Source organism: Tropicibacter alexandrii, assembly GCF_003667315.2.
GTDB classification, from domain to species: Bacteria; Pseudomonadota; Alphaproteobacteria; order Rhodobacterales; family Rhodobacteraceae; genus Tropicibacter; species Tropicibacter alexandrii.
Genome location: NZ_RCTZ02000031.1, coordinates 12,497 through 32,345, shown reverse-complemented (window position 1 = coordinate 32,345; position 19,849 = coordinate 12,497). Strand labels below are relative to the sequence as shown.

Annotated in this window: 15 protein-coding genes and 1 pseudogene; 10 read left to right on the top strand and 6 right to left on the bottom strand. The window is 59.1% G+C overall.

Annotated features, from left to right (window positions below):
* Positions 1–70: 70 nt before the first annotated feature.
* The 9 genes and pseudogenes from D8Z78_RS23115 to D8Z78_RS23075 all read left to right on the top strand — a co-directional run.
* A pseudogene (locus D8Z78_RS23115) lies at positions 71–790 on the top strand (TraB/TrbI/VirB10 family type IV secretion system protein); the annotation flags it as partial.
* Between the two features lie 4 nt (positions 791–794).
* A complete protein-coding gene (locus tag D8Z78_RS23110) occupies positions 795–1,781 on the top strand; it encodes an ATPase, T2SS/T4P/T4SS family (RefSeq protein WP_121632269.1) in 987 nt (328 codons plus the stop codon).
* Positions 1,778–1,972 carry a DUF4177 domain-containing protein gene (locus tag D8Z78_RS23105; RefSeq protein WP_043872267.1) on the top strand — a complete coding sequence of 65 codons (195 nt, stop codon included), beginning with the start codon at positions 1,778–1,780 and terminating at the stop codon, positions 1,970–1,972. Before D8Z78_RS23110 ends, D8Z78_RS23105 begins: the two co-directional genes overlap by 4 nt.
* The gene (locus D8Z78_RS23100; protein ID WP_043872266.1) at positions 1,969–2,382 is read left to right on the top strand and encodes a hypothetical protein; all 414 of its coding nucleotides are present in this window, start codon (positions 1,969–1,971) and stop codon (positions 2,380–2,382) included. Before D8Z78_RS23105 ends, D8Z78_RS23100 begins: the two co-directional genes overlap by 4 nt.
* 12 nt (positions 2,383–2,394) lie before the next feature.
* Complete coding sequence (locus D8Z78_RS23095) at positions 2,395–3,471, top strand: TrbL/VirB6 family protein (RefSeq protein WP_043872265.1); 1,077 nt, start codon at positions 2,395–2,397, stop codon at positions 3,469–3,471.
* 189 nt (positions 3,472–3,660) lie between these two features.
* Positions 3,661–4,899: a nucleotidyltransferase domain-containing protein gene (locus tag D8Z78_RS23090; RefSeq protein WP_052453650.1), complete on the top strand. Its 1,239-nt coding sequence runs from the start codon at positions 3,661–3,663 to the stop codon at positions 4,897–4,899.
* Complete coding sequence (locus D8Z78_RS23085) at positions 4,899–6,617, top strand: ThiF family adenylyltransferase (protein ID WP_074743314.1); 1,719 nt, start codon at positions 4,899–4,901, stop codon at positions 6,615–6,617. The genes D8Z78_RS23090 and D8Z78_RS23085 overlap by 1 nt, the downstream gene beginning before the upstream one ends.
* Entirely contained in the window at positions 6,607–7,119 is a 513-nt protein-coding gene (locus D8Z78_RS23080) for a Mov34/MPN/PAD-1 family protein (RefSeq protein WP_074743312.1), read from the top strand. The genes D8Z78_RS23085 and D8Z78_RS23080 overlap by 11 nt, the downstream gene beginning before the upstream one ends.
* A gap of 91 nt (positions 7,120–7,210) precedes the next feature.
* Positions 7,211–8,338, top strand: coding sequence for an SAVED domain-containing protein (locus tag D8Z78_RS23075; RefSeq protein ID WP_043872264.1), 1,128 nt, complete (start codon positions 7,211–7,213; stop codon positions 8,336–8,338).
* Between the two features lie 135 nt (positions 8,339–8,473).
* Here the strand turns inward: D8Z78_RS23075 and D8Z78_RS23070 are convergent, their stop codons facing one another.
* The 5 genes from D8Z78_RS23070 to D8Z78_RS23045 all read right to left on the bottom strand — a co-directional run bounded on the left by D8Z78_RS23070 (position 8,474) and on the right by D8Z78_RS23045 (position 15,575).
* Entirely contained in the window at positions 8,474–10,474 is a 2,001-nt protein-coding gene (locus D8Z78_RS23070; RefSeq protein ID WP_043872263.1) for a type IV secretory system conjugative DNA transfer family protein, read from the bottom strand.
* An 8-nt stretch (positions 10,475–10,482) separates the two neighbouring features.
* A complete protein-coding gene (locus D8Z78_RS23065; protein ID WP_102875873.1) occupies positions 10,483–12,816 on the bottom strand; it encodes a relaxase/mobilization nuclease domain-containing protein in 2,334 nt (777 codons plus the stop codon).
* On the bottom strand, positions 12,803–13,384 hold the full coding sequence (locus D8Z78_RS23060) for a helix-turn-helix domain-containing protein (protein ID WP_065323582.1): 582 nt from the start codon (positions 13,382–13,384) through the stop codon (positions 12,803–12,805). Before D8Z78_RS23060 ends, D8Z78_RS23065 begins: the two co-directional genes overlap by 14 nt.
* Before the next feature lie 516 nt (positions 13,385–13,900).
* The gene (locus D8Z78_RS23055; RefSeq protein ID WP_090525678.1) at positions 13,901–14,107 is read right to left on the bottom strand and encodes a hypothetical protein; all 207 of its coding nucleotides are present in this window, start codon (positions 14,105–14,107) and stop codon (positions 13,901–13,903) included.
* A gap of 538 nt (positions 14,108–14,645) precedes the next feature.
* Positions 14,646–15,575 carry a DUF2493 domain-containing protein gene (locus D8Z78_RS23045; protein ID WP_090525676.1) on the bottom strand — a complete coding sequence of 310 codons (930 nt, stop codon included), beginning with the start codon at positions 15,573–15,575 and terminating at the stop codon, positions 14,646–14,648.
* A gap of 860 nt (positions 15,576–16,435) precedes the next feature.
* On the opposite strand from D8Z78_RS23045, the gene D8Z78_RS23040 reads away from it, so the two are divergent.
* Complete coding sequence (locus tag D8Z78_RS23040; RefSeq protein WP_072702319.1) at positions 16,436–17,416, top strand: Abi family protein; 981 nt, start codon at positions 16,436–16,438, stop codon at positions 17,414–17,416.
* Positions 17,417–17,620: 204 nt separating this feature from the next.
* On the opposite strand, the gene D8Z78_RS23035 is transcribed toward D8Z78_RS23040, so the two are convergent.
* The gene (locus D8Z78_RS23035) at positions 17,621–19,597 is read right to left on the bottom strand and encodes an ATP-binding protein (RefSeq protein WP_072702316.1); all 1,977 of its coding nucleotides are present in this window, start codon (positions 19,595–19,597) and stop codon (positions 17,621–17,623) included.
* Between the last annotated feature and the right edge of the window lie 252 nt (positions 19,598–19,849).

The following is a 19,849-nucleotide window of genomic DNA, read 5'->3' as shown; positions in this document are numbered from 1 at the left end:
ACGCGAGCATAAATGCTCTTGATCACGTCGCCTAAGTTTTGAACAAAAAACTCTCCGGCAAACCCGGGGCGGTTCAGAACGCGCCTTCCAGGAGCGGCGCATCACCTCGCCCACCATCGCTTTTGGCGGTGCCTCCGGAGCGAATGAAACGGCTCTGACCGAACGCACTTTTGGCGAGGTGACGGATTTCGTGCTGAACGGGGCGCTGCCCTCGACGGTGACGCAGGCCGAGGTGATCGCCAATCCCTCCAACACGATTCTACAGGGCACCATGATCCAAGCCGTCATGGAAACTGCCCTTGACAGCTCGCTACCCGGCCAGACCCGTGCCGTGGTGTCCGAGGATGTCTACAGCGTCGATGGCGTGCGCCTCTTGATCCCCCGCGGATCCCGTCTCGTCGGGCGCTACCGCGCTGGCGTCGATATCGCGCAGCGCCGCGTCACGATCGCCTGGGACCGGATCATCCTGCCCGACAACCAGACCGTTCAGATCAGCTCCTTCGGAGGTGATGAACTGGGCCGTTCTGGCGTCACCGGTTTCGTGGACACACGCTTCGCCGAGCGTTTCGGGTCGGCCGCCCTGATCTCGCTGATTTCGGCAGCACCCAGTGCCGCCGCCTCCGAGGTCCAGGATGAGACTGCCGCCGACGTTCTCGAAGACGTTGGCGATGATCTGGCAGATGCCACGGACAGCGTCATAGGCGATTACCTCTCCATCGGCCCCGTCATCTATGTCGACCAGGGCGCGCGCGTCACTGTCATGGTCGACCGCGATCTGGAGATATTCTGAGCCCATGTCGCTGAGCTATCTTGAAACCTCGCTCGACCGGATCGACGCCGCCGCCCGCGACGATGTCATCGAGATTTGCATCAACTCTGACGGCACCTGCTGGGGCGAATTCCAGGGTGATCACTTCATGCGCGCGCTGGACCAGAGGCTGACGGGCGTTCAGGTCAGGGACCTCGGCAACCAGATCGCCTCCTCGGCCAATACCACGATGAGCAAGGACCGCCCCATCGTCTCGGTCTCGATCACCTACAAGGGGCGCCCGATCCGCGCACAGGTCATCACCCCGCCCGCCGTGCTCTCGGCCATGTCGATCAGCCTGCGGTTCTTCTCAAGCCTGCCACTCGAGGGCATTGCGCTCAATTTCCTCTACGGAAAAGAGCGCAAGCTCGAAGACCTGCGCGTCGAAAAAAAGCGCGCCTTGCGCGCGGTGGTGGCCGCGGGTTTGATCGATGATGCGCTGGCCTTCTGCGTCGAGAACAAACTCAACATGATCGTCTCGGGTGGCACCTCCACCGGCAAGACCGTGGCCGCGCGCAAAATCCTCTCTCACGTACCGTCCGAGGAACGCATCGTGACCATCGAGGAAGCCGCCGAGCTTCTGCCGACCCAGCCGAATGCCGTGACCCTCATCGCCAATCGCGACGCGGAATTCCAGACCGCCGATGTGCTTCTCACCGCCACGCTGCGCATGCGCCCCGACCGGATCATCCTGGGCGAGGTGCGCGGCAAGGAGGCCATGACCTTTCTGGAAGCCATCAACACCGGCCATGGCGGCTCGATGACCACGCTGCATGCCGAAACCCCGCAACTGGCCGTGCAGCGGCTCGCGATCGCGGCACTCAAGACCGAAATCCCGATGACCTATGCCGACATGATCCAGTACATCGAAAATTCCATCGATGTGATCATCCAGGCCGGTCGCCATGACGGCAAACGCGGCATCACCGAATTCTACCTCCCCGGCGCAACTGAGATTGGAATTTCCCAATGAAGACCTTTGAATACGTTATCTTGTCCTTTCCCATGACCCGCAAGACCAGCCTCTCCGACATGCAGGCCAGCCTGAACGAGAAGGGCGCAGACGGGTGGGAGGTGGTGTCGATCAGCACTTCGGAGTTCGCCAATATCGGGCACACCGTTTTCCTGAAGCGCGAAACCACACCCGCTGGAGCCACGGCATGAGGCAGGCGGGCTGTACCCTCGTACTGACCGCGCTGGTCTTGGGCCTGACGTCGGCACCCGGCTTCGCTGAGCGCAACCTAGTGCCAACCCTCGATCGCAGCTTTGACGTCTGTCCGGACCGGCCCGCCGAGCCCGTCTGGATGCAGGAGATCCCCCTGCGCCAAGCCTATCAGCGGGTTCTGGTTCAGGACATCTATCGCGCCCAGAATCTCGAGCGGGTCGTCGAGATCGGCAACTGCGACTGCGCGACCCGGTTCCCGTCCTGGGACGCAGCCGAGGCCGTGTTTCGGGAGAGCTACGCGAGCGACGAACGATGGGAAATGCTCGAAGCCTCGGACGCCTACAACCGCCGCGCCAACGCCGCCCGCCCTGCCGCCCAGGCCATCTGCGACGCCGCAGGCAATTGGTAAGGCAGCGCCGCGATGAGTGTCGTCACCTACTTCGTTGAAACTTCCCAGGGCTACCTCGACACCGCCGCGGAATCCCAGTTCGGGTCCGTCGCTGCGACCGTGGGCACACTTTTGGTTGTGGGTACAACATTGGTGGTGATCCTCGTCTTCCTGAACATGATCTACCAATACAAGGCGATGGACGGCAGAACGGCCTTTTGGCTGGCAGTCAAGATCGGCCTCATCGGGATATTCGCGACCAACTGGGTGCAGTTCAACGCGCTCTCATCTGCCATCCTGGCCGGCATCGACAGGATTGCGGGCGCGCTTGTAGCCTCGGTCGGTGGCGGCACCCCGGGTCCCTCTGGGACCTTTGCCGAAGAGTTTGACCGGCTGATCGCGGAACTCGGCGACTACCTCAATGCAGCCGGATCAGAGCTGAACTGGATGGCCGGGGCCATGCTCGACATCGTCGGGGTGCTTCTGCTCTCGATACTCGGCGGGCTGGCCGCTTTCATCCTCGTGGCCTCTCGACTGATGATCGCACTCCTGATTGGGATCGCTCCGGTGATGATCTTCCTCACCCTCTTCGAAGTGACCAAGGACTATTTCGCGCGCTGGCTGTCCGCGCTGATTTCCTTTGCACTATACCCCATCGTCGTCGCAGGCGTGTTCGCAACGATCACAGGCGTTTCCTCCGCGCTCATCGGTGAACTAGGCGATCCCGAAGGGGCCTCAAACATCGGCGCGCTCATTCCCTTCTTCATGATGGTGCTCATGGCCAAGGGCTTCATTATCGCCACGCCCTTCATCGTCCGCGCGATCTCCGGCAACATCATGATGCCCGCCCTCTCCGGAGGTCTCGGCGGCGGCTACAGCTTTGCCCGCGCCGCCATGGGAAGCCAGCAGGCCTACAATCGCTACCTCATCGGCGGGGCCAGTGGCGCAGAATACGCAGCCCTCAGGGCGCGGCAGTTCTTTGGCGTGCAGCAGATGCCAGCGAGGCAAGGCATGGGTCAGACGGGTTCCACAGGCGGCACAGGATCCACTGACGCAGGGTCAAAAATGCTGGCACAGCTGGCGAGACTGGGCCGGCTTGGGCGACGGTAACGGCCCTAATCGGGCACTGGGAACGGTTCTCTCATGCTCCGCTTGGAGCTCTAACCGCCGCCATTCGTAGCAAGTTCACTTTCCAAAACTGCTTGTAAAAAAGACAGGCGTTTGGTTCGGCATAGCCGTTGAAAATCAGTCTTAAAATGGACATCTTGTAGTTGTGGGATTGTGAACAAGAGGTTTGATATGAATGTGAGCGCGGGCGTAGGATATGGGTATAATGTTGCAATTGAGAAACTTGCGGAAGAATTGGCAGTGCCGCAAGATCGCTTCGATCAAGCCGAAAGGCGCTACAAGGATCTTGGCGAGTTTTTGCATCGAGATGACTCCAAGGTTCGTGATTATGATCCCGATGTCTATATCCAAGGCTCTTTCGCGCTCGGCACACCGATCAAGCCGACATCCAAGGACGAAGACTACGATCTCGACATCGTTGTCTCGTTCCGGTCTCTGACGAAAGCGCAAATTTCGCAAGCTGATCTGCGCGCTCTTCTGCTGGCTGAGCTCAAGGCGTATCGCGATGCGCGAGGGATCAAGAATGAGGTAAGTGATGAGCCTAGAAGATGCTGCACCTTGATCTACGCAGATGGTGCGCAATTCCACATGGACGTATTGCCGGCTGTGCCGAACGAGGCAAACATGCGTGCCGTTCTTTCTTCTTACCTCGCGGATCAGGCGCTTGCGGAAGGTGCGATTGCCATCACCGATAAAGACAAGACTAGCACATACCGTATCATCACGGATGATTGGCCCCGAAGCAATCCTAGGGGCTTTGCCGCCTGGTTCAAGTCAAGGCAGATCGAACAGCTGAATGAGCGTCGCAGGGCATTCCTCGACGCCCAAGGCAAAGTGACAGCGAGTGTGGAGGACGTCCCGGTATTTCGGGTGCGAACACCTCTCCAGTCAGCCATCATGATCTTGAAGCGTCACAGGGATGAGTGGTTCGCGGAGCGGGATCCGGAGCTGAAGGTTATCAGTGTGATCCTCACGACGCTCTCGGCCCATGCCTACGCAGGCGAAGCAAGGGTGTCAGATGCAATTGCCAAAATCCTGAAGGACATGCATCTCGAAGTCAAAGAACGAAATGGTGAGTCATGGATCGCCAACCCGACTGACCCTTCTGAGAATTTTGCGGATCGGTGGAAGGACTTTCCCGATCGTCGAAAATCCTTCTTTGAGTGGCTTGAAACCGCTCGATCAGATTTTGGCGCCGTTCAAAAGTTCAGTGATACGAATATTGTTTTGAATGAACTGTCACGAAATCTTGGCAGCACCCTTGTTGAAGGTGTTCGCTCGAGGGTAGCGGCATCCGCGGGTTCACGTGCGGCGTCCGTGGCTCCTGCCGCTGCGGCCGGGGCTTCTGCGCCGGGTCTCGTTTTTGGTGGTGAGGATCGGAGGCCGACGGAGCCAAAAGGTTTTGGTTGATGGAGTTCACAGCCGGCGAGGCGAGGCTAATCCGTGAGTGTGAAGAGCTCGCTAGCCTAGCCGCGGCATCAGCTTGGCTAGAAGAACCCCAATTCGGCAAGAACGCCGATGGCCTGCTGACGTGGTCGTTTGTTCTGCTCGCCGGTGATCGTCGCATTCCATTGCGGCTGGTTTTCCCAGCACTCTTTCCAGATCTGCCACCATTCGTACTTCCAGCCGACAGCTCCGTCCGTTTATCGCAGCACCAATACGGCGAGGGTGGTGAACTATGCCTCCAGTATAGACCGGATAACTGGCATCCCGACTGCAAGAGCGCCGATGTGGTAAGGAGTGCCAAAGCACTTCTCGAAGCAACCCCAAAGGACGATGGTTTCTCGGACGTGGAAAGCGCTCATCCTACCGACTTACCCTCGCTGCTCTCGGGGTGTTCCCGACGCTTCATGCTACCGCCTGACACCGCCCGCCTGTTAAGGTTGCGCCTTGCCGGACACGCAACCGATATTCATATAACTTTGGAGCGCCGGGTTGGGGCTTCCGAAGTCCTTGTTGCTCGCATTGCGAGCATCGGGTTGGACTCTGGCTTGCGCGTGCCGATTGATGGTGCGGGATTTGGGGGAAGGGTGGTCCCTGGGGTCCTATATCGATTGCCCGACATTCGGCATATTCCAGATCTGCAGCCCGAGGAACTGAAGGGGCTCTTGTACCAGTACCTGCCTTCATGGCTCCGTAAATGGGTAGAAGGCGCCGGCGACATGTTGGTCGTCATTTCAAATGGCAAGCAAGAGGTATTGCTGCGCGTTCTCCACAACGGGTCGAAACGAAGGATTGACCTGTTTCATACCTTTGAGCCACCAACGGCAAAAGAACGCCGGGTTCACGGGAAGATGTTCCGAGAATCTAGCATCTGCATCATCGGTGCAGGCTCGCTGGGATCAAAGGTGGCCGCCAGTCTTGCGCGCGAAGGCGTCGGTCAATTCATTTTGTTCGACAATGACGTTCTTTGGTCCGACAACTTGGTTCGAAACGAACTCGATGAAATGGATGTGGGGCATCACAAGGCGGTTTCGCTTAGGCACAGATTGCTACGAATAAATCCGGCAGTGAAAGTCGGTGCCTTGGGAATGAGTCTGACGTCTCAATCCGCTGTCCAGCATATTGCTCAGTTGAGCGAGATCATCAGCACTTGTGATCTCGTCATAGATACGACGGCTGATAGCGGAGTGTTTCGAATGGCAGCGGCCATTTGCACGCAGAAGCGTAAACCTCTCGTTTGGGGACGAGTCTACGCCGGAGGACTCGGAGGACTGATTGCACGAAGTATCCCGTCTGAAGATCCGCCACCACTGACCGCTGCATCTCAATTGCGAGCATGGTGCGAGGAGAAAGGCATGGCACCGCCAGAGGGCCGCGAACACAATTACGGGGTGCAAGGTGATGACGACGATGAGCCCTTATTCGCCTCTGACGGCGACGTAGGGGTCATTGCCAACAGGCTGGTTCGTCATGCCCTAGACGCCCTTTCAACAACGGAGATTAGAGTTCATCCGGAACCTGCATACTTTATCGGCCTTCGCAAAGGCTGGATCTTTGATCATCCCTTTGACACCCATCCGGTCATTTTCGGTCCTACCGACGGATGGGTAATAGACAGCACAAGTTGTGCAGAAGAGGGCGTTGAACGCGTCATGACTCACCTTGGAGTACAAGATGACGCTTAGCCTCACAGTCCCACGCTCGCAGCTTGCGAAACTGCAGATCCACCTTAAGCAAGGCGGCAACCGCGAGATCGGCGGGTGGTTGGTTGCAGAACAGACAGCTCCGGGAAAATTTGAACTCGTCGGTTTCACCGTCGATCTTGAGGCGGGGTCACGAGATCGTTTCGATAGTTTGCCTGAGCCGCACTCACAACAGATGGATCGGATCTTGCTGGAAAATAGTGGTCGCGCTGGTCGGGTTGACTATCTTGGCGAATGGCACTCGCACCCGACATTCCCACCAATACCTAGCGAGATCGACGTGGCCTCGATGACGGATATGGTCGAAAACAGCGGACCTTCGTTTGCAGCGTTGGTCATTGTCCGTCTAATGGGCAACGCCTCGATTCAGGCGACTATCACTACGTTTCAACGTGGCCAATTGCCCGAGACCGGCCAGCTGATAATTGCGAATGCAGTTCCCGAAGCTGGACTTGGCGAAGGTTGGAAACCGTCGGAACACTAGCATCATTCGATAGCCGGAAATCGGTTGACTACTCGTCTGACCATCCAATCGCAACTCGCTGTGGTAGCGCTAATCAAAATGGAGCAAAAAATTGTCTAGTTCAAATATCCCGGCCAAGATTCAGACCCAATTATGGGCTTTGGCGGCGGGTCGATGTGAATTTTCAGGATGCAACAAGCTCCTTGTCGGGGATCTAATCGCTGGCAAGGAAGACGGAAAGTTCGGTTTCATCGCGCATATTGTGGCAGATAGCGATAATGGTCCAAGGGGTGATAAAGTCCGTTCGCCACTCCTCGCCCGCGACATCAGCAACCTGATGCTGATGTGCCCCGTCCATCACAAGGAAATCGACGTAGACCACGTGGACGACTATCCGGAAGAAACGCTCGTGGCAATGAAGCGCGAGCACGAAGAGCGGATCGAGACTGTTACAGATATGGACGCTGACCGCGCGGCGCATGTGCTCCGTTTCGCGGCGAATATCGGCCAAATGGACTCTTTGGTTTCCACCAAAGCCATTTTTGCCGCTATGCCGCCCGACAGGCATCCGGCGGAGCGACGAACCATCGACATCGAGCTGAATTCAGAAATCAAGGATGATGAACCGGAGTTTTGGGGCATGCAAAGCGCGCATTTACACCGCCAATTCCAACGCAAGGTGAAAGAGCGGATAGAACAGAAGGAGATTCTACAGTTGAGTGTGTTTGCGCTTGCGCCACAGCCGCTTCTCATCGAACTGGGTACATTACTTGGTGACATCATGCCTGTATCTGTTCACCAAAAGCACCGCGAGCCATCTACTTGGAAATGGCAACTCCACCAGCCGTCGATAAATTTCAAAGTTGGCGAGTATTCTGGGCCGAAAGACGTACCAGTCGCCCTCAAGCTGGCGCTCAGTGCGACCGTCGATGATCAGAGAATTCGCTCGGTTCTCGGCGACAACACGGCCATCTGGTCAATCACGGCAGAGGATCCTCACAACGACATCATGCGAAGACAGGACGATCTTGCAATCTACAAGGCCCACCTTCGCAGGCTTTTTGATCAGATCAAAGCCCATCACGGCGAGGATGCGATTATTAACATGTTTCCGGTTCTTCCCGTTTCCGCAGCGGTCGAAACTGGCCGCACACGAATGCCTAAAGCCGATTTGCCGCTAGTCATCTACGACCAAAAGCCGGGGAAGGGATTCGAGCCGATAATCACGGTAAGTGCTTAGGCCCTCATAAATCGTCAGCCGAAGGTTCGTCATTCCAACGCGCTATTGGCCGCTGACCTCCCAACCTTAAGGATTTTCTAGCTAGCACGGCAAGTGTTTGCTCATCGCCCAGCCAGACAAGCCATCCTCGCCACCCTATCGCGCAACCAGCCTTTCACCATCCTCCTCTCTCAGCATCGCTTCCATTTCGTCCAAGCCATCGACTGCAGAGCGCATCTGCGCCTCATCAGCTACGCTCGCAGCTTCAGAATCCACGACGCTGCTGCCAAAATCCATCTCCATCTGGCGCTGTTCCTCGGCGATGACGGCTTGAACGACAGGCGCGGTCTTCTTTGGAGCGGCGTCGGCTTGGCCTGACGGTTGACCATCGCCAGCCTGGCTCGCCCTCTCCATATCGGCTTCTGTTCCCCCTGGCCCATCCGACGGCGGCGTCATCGGCATGGCGCGCACACTGAGCGGCAGGTTCCCCTGCAGCCCCCCTCCCCCCGGCTCCGGAAACGGCAACTCGCCCGTCTGTGCCGCGTGGATCGCCTTGAACAGCCGATCATCAAAATACTGGATCCGCTTTGCCCGGACCGGCATCTGGGCATCGATCACCATGACAATCTCGTCGAGGGGCAGACGGCGCGCCTCATCTTCAGGGAGCAAGGAACTCTCTTCGGTCCGTGTGGATTGGCTGCGGCCCTCAAAGGGGTTCTTGCCGATGGACTGTGAGCGCGTGACCACGGTCTTTGTGGTCTTGCCGACCGCCTTGCTCAGCTCCTCGACGGTCTTCTCATCCGAGGGCGTCAGGTAGAGCTTCACGCCGGCATTGCCCTGCAGGGCGCGGCGGGTGTTCTCGCCATAGATTTCATCGAGGGCGGGGATGGTTTGCGTGACCACAGCCAGGTGGCCGCGATAGGTGCGCAGGGTCTCGATGCTCTCGACCACGATGGGCATTTTTCCGAGGCGATTGAACTCGTCGAGCATGATCATCACGGGCCACGGCTCGTCTGGCCCGGGATCCTTTTCCTGCATGGCGGAGAGCAGGTCGGAGAAAAACAGCCGGATCAGCGGCGCGAGCGGCTTCACCATCAGCGGCTGGACCACGAGATACACTGAAAAGGGCTTCTTGCGGATCGTGCGGAAATCAAAGTCCGACACCGCCGTCGCCTCATCGATCGCGGGGTTCTGCCATTGATCGAGCCCCGAGGTCATCAGGAGCGAAACGTAAGACGTCAGCGTATCGTTGTTGGTCGAAGCCAGCCGCGTGAAGATCAGCTTGGCCGCCCTGTTGTCGACCTCGTGGCCCCGCGCGAAATACTCCTTCTGCTTGTTCCCGCCCGAGGCCGCGATGCGGTAGATCTCGCCCAAGGTCGGGCGCTTGCGCTGGAAGGCCAACAGGCCTGCTGCCACGAAGAGATCGATCCCGCCTTTGAGCAGCCCCTGCACCCGGTCATTGTCGCTTTGCAGGAAGAGCGTCGCAAGAAGCTGCAATTCCATCTGCTGGCGCGCGGGATCTTTCAACTCATAGATGCGCAGGAGCGGGTTGTAACGATGCGTGCGCTTGCCCTCCCAATCGGTGGGGGCAAAGCGATAGACCTTGTCGCCTTGGGCGGCGCGGTGCCGGGCCGTGGCCTCGAAACATTCGCCCTTCACATCGAGCGTCACGGCGGAGCCTTGCCAGGTCAGCAGGTTCGGAATGACAAAGCCCGTGGTCTTGCCGCGGCCCGTGGGGGCCACGATCAGCGCATGGGGGAAGACCTTGGAGCAGATGTAGTTGGCGCGGGAGCCCGGCGGCCCCAGCTTGCCGAGGATGAACCCGGTCCCGGGCGCCCCGAAGAAGCCATTGGCCTTCATCTCTCGCGCGGTCTGCCAATGGGTCTGGCCAAAGCGTGTCAGAGCGGACCCCGAGAGGGCGAGGCTCAGCATCAGGCCGGCGGCGGCGAAGCTGCCGACGATCAGGTGAATAAGTTGGGCGTCCTCCGGGCGGCGATCGAGGATCGCCAGATAGTTCTGCGCGATATAGGCAAAGTCGATCTCGGCGCCGAAGCCGAGATCCTGGTAAGTCAGCACCGCCGAGGCGATGGTATAGCCCATGGCCCCGGTCACCAGCGTCACAAGCAGGACGCCCGTGGCGATCCGCGCTTTTCCCATGGCGGCGCTCAATGGACCTGACCCCGCTCGGTCTCGCCATCCACGTCTGTCGCGCGGTGTTTTTCGTATTCGGTGTCGGCAAGATCATCGACTACCTGGCGCAAGGCCTCCGTATTGGCCGTCGCGGCATCGGATTGCAGATAGACCTTGGCGACATAGAGCCGGTCGAGGCGGTCCTCGAGAACCTTGTCCAGCGCATCGGCATCGCCGGATGTGAGCCGCTCAAGTTGACGGTCATCCAGCACCCGCGCGATCTCGGTTCGGAAAGCGTCCCGCTCCGCCTCGGTCTCGAAAGGCGCGGACAACTCCCCCGCCCGCTCATGGTCCAGAACACGCGCAATCTCGTCTGCGAGGCGGTCGGTACGGTCAGACTGCGGCGCAGTTTCACCGCGGGCTGCGAGGAGTGCGTCGCGCGTGCCAACCCCAAGCCCCTCGCGCATCTCGGTTTCGCGGCGGACCTGATTGATGACCTCCGTGTCGCGTATCTCGACGACGGCCGCATAGGTCGCGCCGAGCCCACGGGCGAGATGGGACGGCATGTCCGGATAGCGCGCGCGCAAGTCATCCGTGACAGCATATGCAACGGGCGTGCGGACGTCGCGTCCCTCCATGATCCGGTCGACCTCGCGGGTGATCTCGCTGGCGCGGGCCGCATCGGTGATGGTCTCCCTGTAGGGTTCAGACCGGTCGATCACATCGCCGGGGCGTGCGAGCAGGTCCGGGTGTGCTTCGAGATACGCGCGCTGCTCCGTCTCGATCCGGCGCTCCGCTCGCGATACAACCTCCCAATCCCGGTCCTCGATCTGCTGCGCTGTCAGGCCGTCTGCGCGCATCTCCTGACGGATTGTCCCTTCCATCGCCCGCACCGCGTCCCGGTGATAATGGAACCGCTCGCTGACCGGTTCCGCTTCCATGACGCCATCCCGGCGCAGCACGTTCTCCCGTTCCAAGAGCGTGCCGAGCGTGACATGCACATCGTTGAGAATGTCGCGCGCCTGTTCCAGATCGGCGCGGCGTTCGAGGTTCAGATCGCGCGCCTCGGCCACCTTGGAGAGATCATCTGCGATCCATTGATGCTCCAGCGCGGCGCTCGAGGCCCCGGTCTCGATCCGGGCCACCACTTCGGATGTGCTGATCCCCGTGCCGCGCAGGGCCGCGTCGATCCGTGAGCGCAGGCCTGGCTCGGCAAGACGTTCTAGCTGGTTGGTGTCGATATTCGCCTCTGAGTAGACCCCGCCCTCCGACGGCACCTCAGACAGCGTGCTCGATCGCAAACCGAGAGGCTGCATGTGCTGGACCTGCGTCTGGATCTCGATGAGGCGTTTTTCCAGCACGGGACGTTCCGCGTCAGACTTCTCGGCGATCATGCCCTGCACCCGCGCGAGCTTTTCCGCATAGAGGCTTCTGAGATCCTCGAAGCTTTGATCCTCGGCCATATACACATCTCCTGTTCGGTCCACCTGCCCGCCATGCGCCAGCACCTCGCCCGCGCGGAAGAGTGCCGCGGCGATGTCTTCCCGGGCCTCCCGGGAGGCCTCTGCGGCAAGCGAATGGTAGACGGTTCTGGTGTTGGCGATCTCCGCCAGAGTCCGGGTCAGGTCGGCCCCCACACGTTCCCGCTCGCGGGGTGCCCGCCCCTCTTCTTTCGCGGCGTAGACCTCGCTGGTGCGGGCTGGGTAATGCACGACGCCGCGATCCACCCGCCGCGTGGCCTCCAGCCGTACACCATACTTCTCGGCCTCCTCGACCATGGCGAGGCGGAAGTCGTCATAGTTGAAGCGGTGGTTGCGCCCCAGAAAGAAGAACTCGCCTTCCTGCGAGCGGCGGTTCAGCACCAGATGCGCATGCGGGTGATCGCGGTCCTCATGCACCGCGATGATGTAGTCGAAATGCCCCGCGTCGGTCTGGAAGAACCGCTCGGCCACATCCGTCGCGATGTCGCGCACATCCTCCCCGCGCGTGCCGATGGGGAAGGACATGAGCATGTGGGTGGTCTGCCCAAGCTTGGGCTTGAAGCCCGCATCCCACCGCTTGGCAAAGCGCTCGGTCAGATCCTTGATGTCACCCGCCTCGAGCTTCGTCTTGCCATCCAGGAACCCGCTACTGTCCACGATATGGGTGGACTTGGTGGTGAGGTAATCGAGCTGGTTTGCGAGCTGCGATTTGGTATGCGTTCCCCCGCCCCGGATCGCCTTGAAGACCGCTGGCCGGTGGCCTGCTGCCGCGCGCACAAGCTGGGTCTGCTTGGCCACGTGCAGCCCCTGCATTGAGCCCCGGACGCGGCTCCAGCCATCCCGAAACACCTCGCCCGTGACGGCATGGACGGCATCATTCAGCTGCATGCGCAAACTCCCTCAGCGCGGCCGTGGCCTGCAGCTGCATCGCATCCCGACGGCGGCGCAGGAGCAGGTCGATCTCGTCAGCGGAATCCAGGATGAACCGCGCCAGCCCGCGCATCTGTGCGAGGCGCAATTCGGTGAACTCCGAGCCGGCCCCCTGCCCTTGCCGATTGGCCTGCGTCATCTGTTTGGCGATCTGCGCGACCCCATTGCCGACCTCGTGCAGCGAGGCGCGGTAGCGCGCCATCTCAGCTGCCATCTGCGCGTCCGGAACGAACACCCCGCCTGCCGCCTGAATGAGCCGCCGCAGCCCCTCGGCCCGGCTTTCGATCCCCGCCTTCGCCAGCACCGCGTCGAGCGCCTCAAGCTCCGCAGCCGTGACCTTCACACTGACCGCTGAGACCGGAATTGCGGCATCCGTCTGGCGCTCGGCATCGGCTTTGAGCGTGTACTGGATCGCCCGCACCGAAACGCCAAACCGTTCCGCCAGCACTGAAGTGGAAACGCCTTCCGCAGCTTCGCGAACGATCTCCATGCGGTCCGCATCTGTGAGACGTTTTGAGCGCGACATGCGAAGAAAGACCCCCTATTTCCTGCCACCTTCCACCAAGGCTGCCCCTACCTTACGATAATATACCAAGCTGTCAATTATATACTTACGTCGCATCCAGGCTCAGGCAGCCTTGGTGTCCGCTTCACGCCGCGGCCCGCAGGGACGCGGCTCTGCCGCCCTCACCTCCAAGCGACACCTGTCCCAGGGGTCCCGTCCGCCAGCCCCGCCCGAGGCTCTGGCCGAACACGCATGTGTTCGGACGGAACCGCGGGCGGGCGCAAACCCCACCGACAGGGCGGACAGGCAGGGTCAAGGAGGGCCAGATTTGGATCCCCAAATCTCTGCCGCAAAAACCGGGAGGCCCTGGCCGATAGGTTTTTGTGGATGGCCCCCTTGAGGCTGACTGGCCGGTCTGTCGCGGCCTGATCATTCCGGGCGGAGTGCGTCCGTTGAACGCGCAGGGACCGGCATCCCTGGAACAGGGATCGGGCCGCCCCAAGATCGTCCTGGGGCGGCCCATCCTCGTCAGAGGATTTAGTCCTGGGGATCTTTCGCGCTCGGTGGGAACATCACCAGCTCCGAGACCGCGACCGGGAAGTCGAGCTTGAGGCTGAAGAACTCCGTTCCATCCCCGTTGCGGGTGTTGCGAAACATCGCACCCACGCGCTGAAAACGGGTGCGCTCCTGGCCATCGGTATCGGTGAACTTGACGGGGACGGTGGCGACGTAGTGGTTGGTCATTTGGGTTACTCCTTGTTGCGATGGGGATCACCCAGCACGGGGGCAACAGGTCCGGTCGCAAGCGCAAATGCGGAGGGTCCGCGGCCAGCCGTGGAAGCCGTATTTGTGCTTGCCGAAGCGTGAGCTGAGGGCACGATTGGGCCGACCCCGTGCGATCCACATCTATGAGCAAAAAGGAGTGATCCGGATGACCCTTGCCAACACGCAGCCGCCACCATCCGCGTCCGCGTCCCGCCGATCCTGGCCGGGGTGCTGACGGAGCCCGCCCGCGTGGATGCGATGTTCCGAAACACGCCCCGAGGGACGTGCAGGTGTTCAGCCTCATATGCGACGTCTCGACCCCTCGCGTATTGCGCTGCTTTCGATGTGCGTGAGGTGCGTACCATCCCCAGCCCGTACCGATGCGGATGGGCCGCACTCTGACGGACCGGGTAGAGGGATAACGCTGCTGGCCGCCGCAGACTACCGATCACGCGTGACCGACCGCACGCGCCATGAGACATGACGAAAGGGCCGCGCCAAGCGCGACCCCCTCTCTTCAATCCTGCGCAGCCTTCTTCGCCGGGTCCGCAACCCGCATGACCGTCAGACCTTTCGCTTCCGCCTTCTGCCCGAGGTTCAGCGCGACCCCGTTGCCGCCGAAGAGTACAACCCCCGTCGCCGCGAACTTGTCGTCCAGCATTTCGTCGTTGCACTTGAACGGTGCCGCCCGCCCGTGCGCGGACCAGCGCGGATCGAAGCGCGCCTGCGCGACCCCGCGTGCCCGGGCCCACCGGGCCGCAATCATCTCCGCCCCGTGCTTGCCACCCTTGTGGCAGAGGAAGATCTCCTGGTTGCGGTTCTGCTTGATCCGTTCGCGAACCTTGTCGAGCGTGTTGAAGATCACATCAACATCGGTCCAGTCGGTGGCGCCTGAGACGATCAGGGGCACCCCCTCGACTTTCGACTTCTCGGCAGTCTCGCGGTCGTGCTGCTCCAGCAGCTGCCGCGCCTCGAAGACCGCCCCGGTCTCTTTCGCCCGGACGCTTGCGCGCGATCCGGCTGCCGGGATGTAGGCGTGGCCCGTCTCGATCTCGTAGCATTCCGCCGCCGCCTCGCTCATCACCTCGATGGCGCTCACAATCTCGCGCAGTTGCACAAAGCGCGCCTGCGCCTCTTCGAGCGCGGTCTCGGCGATTTCCGATCCGTCGTGGGATTTTGCCAGCGCGCCGATCTTGTCGGCGGTGCGGTCGACCTCCTTGCCGAGTGCCACCTTGCGGCGCTGCAGGATCGTCGCGAGCCCATGGGCCAGCGGTTCGATTTCTGCTTCAAGCCCGGTCCCGCGCAGCTGGCCGAGCAAAGCCTCGAAGCTCTCGCGGACGATGTGGTCGGTCAGAACGTGATCCTCCGGGATCGGCAGCTGCGCGTCCTTTTCAGTCAGTCCGAAAAGTTCGATGGTCTCGTAGGTGTTTGCAGTGTCGTAAGCCATGTCTGGTCTCCAGTGTTCGGTTCCAAGGCCACCACGTGAGTGTGGGGGCATGGCCGAATGCCTGGTTTCCGAATCTGCCCGGGTCAGGGACGGCGTAGCCGCCGGCTTGCCGGGCGCAAAAGTTTTCCGCGCGCGGCACCCGACACTTGCGCGCGCTTGCGCACGGGACCGCCCCGCGCCACCGGCTCCGCCCTCGCCGAAAAGTTTTGCGATCCTTGACGCGGGCTGATTTGGGGGCCATCCGGAGGATATGCTTCCGCGCTCATGTGTGTGTGTTTTGACGGTAGGTTTGCCCGACCCGAGCAGGCAAACGGCCCGACCGGACGCGGGAGACGGATGGAGTGGCGGGATCGTTTTGGCCTAAGGCCAAAACAGACCAGAGCGCAATCCGGCGGAGCGACCGGGGAGGGACGTGCTCGCGAGGCGGGCAAACCGGGATGCCGGGCGCAACGCCGCGGTGAGGCCGCATGGCCGAATGCGCGACGGACCGAAGGGCCGTTCTCCCCTGCGACACGCGAAGCCGAGCTGGGGAGGCCGCAAGGCTCTGGCCAGGGTTGATGTGCTGGCGACGCCGCTACCGACTATACGGATTACTTGTCCAAGCATTCGATGTAATGGGCGGGTAGCGGAAGTTCGCTGTAATTGGCTCCAATGGCCGCAAAGCGCAGCCATGATCAAGTCTCGGCGCACCGAACTGACATCCCGCGTTGCCTCACCGTTCGGTGCCCCGTCTACAATGTTGACATCGTCAGCGCGGACACTATTATACATTATTGCCTTATGACCGGTGCTCCCTGACCTGGCCTCAGTCGCCTCGTTACAGCCCGGTCTTCTAATTTCTGGACATCGCCGTATCAACATTGAAGTACCTCAAGCAGCACAAGTCGATCGATGAATGCATCGACATCATGTTGATGAGGGGTATGGAAATCCCTGACCGAGGCCATGCCGAGCGCTCCCTGCACCGCATCGGATACTACCGACTCAGCGCGTTTGGGTATCCTTATCGTGACTTCTGCCCGATCCCAACTCCAGACGGCGAGACGGAGCAGAAGGTTCGATGCGACAAGTTCAAAGAGGGTACGTCCTTCGATCAGGCTATCAACTTCTATCTCTTCGACAAAACCTTGCGCATCGAGCTTCTGGACGCGATTGAGCGCATCGAGATCGCGGTTAGAACCGCGATGATTGAAGTCCTTGGGGAGCTGGGACCACATGCGCATCGCGACAGACGCTCATACAAGGATCGCTTCAGCGAAAAGGGCGAAGATGGCAGCACGCCTCTCGAGCTCTTCATAGCCGGACTGGATCAGCACTTCAGAAGCTCTAAAGAGGACTTCGCGAAGCACTTCTCACTAAAGTACTTTGGTCCTCCACCGATTTGGATCGAGGCTGGGACATGGACCTGGGGCAACCTGACCCACATTATCGCCCACCTGTCCGACAAAAACAAAATGGCAATCGCGGCGCGTATTCACCCGGACCTCCCCATGAAGACATTCGCTTCATGGATCACAGCGCTCAATGACGTCCGCAACAGCTGCGCACATCACGCCCGAACGTGGAACAAGCCCTTGGTTAACAGCCCTGGGGTTCCCCCAAAAACGACATTTGGACAGCTCGACCACCTCCGCCAGCCCAGGATGGGGGACGATGCGCCCACGAAAAAGATTTACAGCGCGATCGTCATCATGATCTTCATGCTGCGGCAGTATTATCCGCGCACCAGGTGGCACATCCGTCTTCGCGACAAGATCTTGACCCAAGACCTCCCTTACGAAATTCGTCCGCAGACAGCCGGGTTCCCGGAGGGCTGGGAGTACGAGGCCATCTGGAACTGACCCGCCGACTTCCTGCTATCCGACATTGCCGCACGATGTCCCAAAAGGCCGGTTCAGAAAAGCTGCGTTGCAGGTCAGTCACAGCGACCCGTGCGCCCTTCTTTATGAGGAATGGGTTGGCGCTACGTTCCGCAAGGAAGGGTGGAAAGTGGTGGTTCCCTGCGTATTAGTTAAAGTGGCAGAGAAACGCGGAAGCAAACTTGATTATACTGAGATCCCGATACGTTCGAAGAATGCTCGGTTGCGTGACTTAGCGGACTCGAGAACGTCTTTGAAAGACGAGACCTCGATAAAAATCGAATAGGACGCGTCCCACGAATAGTATGTGTTTGAACCCGCCTTTCGGTGGAAGTTCCCGAGAGCCTTCATGACATCACGTAGCTTGGGTGTTATATCCGCGATGATGTGACACATGAACGGCGTAGTTTCTTCGATTGAGCGTATGGGAGTCCCGTCATACTTGATCGCCTCACCAGACTTCCGCATGTCTTCAACATATTTTCGGACTTGCGTGATGGGGTTTTTCTCCAAAGTGTAGTTGTCGATTTTCGGACGCTTGAATTCTACAATAGTGATTGGGGAAGACTTGTCTTCATTTTCAAAGCCAAGGCCAAGGTCGAAAATGGAGACGTCTGGCCTATCTTTTGGGTGAGTGGGATCTGACACTTGCTTTTCCATGCGGGTGTCAGAGTTGAAATATGAGTAGAATGCCAGTCGGTCGTCAACGATCCATAAATTGTGATCGTCGTAATCCAAATCCGAGGAAGTGGATTTCAGAGGGCAGATTATGTCGTGGAGAACGTCCTCATACTCGGAATCTTGATCTGTATTAGGCTTGAATTTCAAGCTCTCTTCGAACACATCGAGAACCAACTTGCGCTTCATGACATATTCAGCAAGCGACGACACCGACTCTTGCTTGAGTTCTGCGACATACTCTTTGGCCTTCGCCTCCACGTCAGGCAACTTCTTCTCAATTGACCGTTTGAAAGCATTCTTACGGCGTTCATATTGACGCAGCGACTGACGGGACATTTCCACAAATATGTCCTCTTTCCGGTTCGTGCCGTAATGGAGCGTTTCCGCGACTTCAGCATCCGTACCTTGAATACTAAGGAAACGAGGATGCTCGATGCGGAGGGCGCTGACAATGCCTGTCTGCTTCTCTCGAATCTCAGCGAGTTCGGGGGCGAGGAACTCCTTGACGCGCTCTTTCGCCTGATCGACGATGCTCTCAATCTCATCTTCTGACAAAGAGAAGTCCGTTCTTGTGTCATTCACAGATTCATCGAGGGCCGCACTTTCAATATACCCAAGGAATGCGAATTTACTATCAATAGCCTTAAGGCCAATCACCCCGTCCATGTCGAACCGTTTTACAGCACGTCCGTTTGCTCCAAGGTAAAGTGCGTTCGTGCTTCTTTCGTCGTCAGAGATTGCTTTGGGAAGCAGAAAACAGTGGCAGACAAAATCTTCGGACCCGCCAGAAGCGGATAAAGTGAACCGATAATCTGCATCGCGCTCAACTGATTCTGAGAATGCCTCGAACAGGTCTATCTCGGCATCAACATCACAGACCGTAATTTTTGGATGACTGATATTGATGAAGTAACTTATGAAATGAGCCAAAAGCCGATTTGTGATCGTGCTTGCCTTCTTCGGTATGTGCAGAGCGTAGTCACGTTTGTAGGGAGTCAACTGAATAATTGAGCCTGGAGTGCTTTGATCCGCTGGCGCAAGGGTCAGATTGTCCGTTGGGTTGGAAACCTTGAAATCAAAAGAAATAGAACGACCGATGGACCCGTCATCGTAAACACTTTGAATACGCACCTCGTCCAGCACCTTGAGCCAAACAAGGCGCCCTACGCCTTTTCCGCCAATCTTTTCTTTGGCACGTGAGTCCATTCGGCGAAAAGACTCGAGATTGCTTTCGTTAAAGCCAATTCCATTGTCAGAAATAGTAAAGCCTTCCATCTCCCCAGATTCAGTGCGGTGCAGTTCGATTGTGACTTCGCCCTTGCTGAGATTATCCTTGCCAAATCTGTCTTCGACGGCGTGAATGGAGTTCATCACAGCTTCAAAAAGTGGGAAAAGTGAGTTCTTGGCATTCGGAGCAAGCGATAAGTTTCGAATGCGCCCTGCGGGGTCGTTGTCCCAGCCGGTTTGAATTCGAACGTCCATGCTATTTGCTCCCGCCTGCCCTCAGTGGCACTATGACTGCGTAGCTGCTAGGGCGCAATCCGACACTTTTCCTTGGCCCTGACCTGCGAGCCCACTTGCCGAGCAAGTTCTGGTCCTCTCCACCTCTTCTCTGTTTACGAGAGGAGAGAACAACAACGTGGGCCATTTCCATCTTTCGAGAAGTCACGGCAACCGTTCAGAGCACTTTCTTGGCAAGATCATGAAGCATACGCTGCACCAAACGAGGTCGAT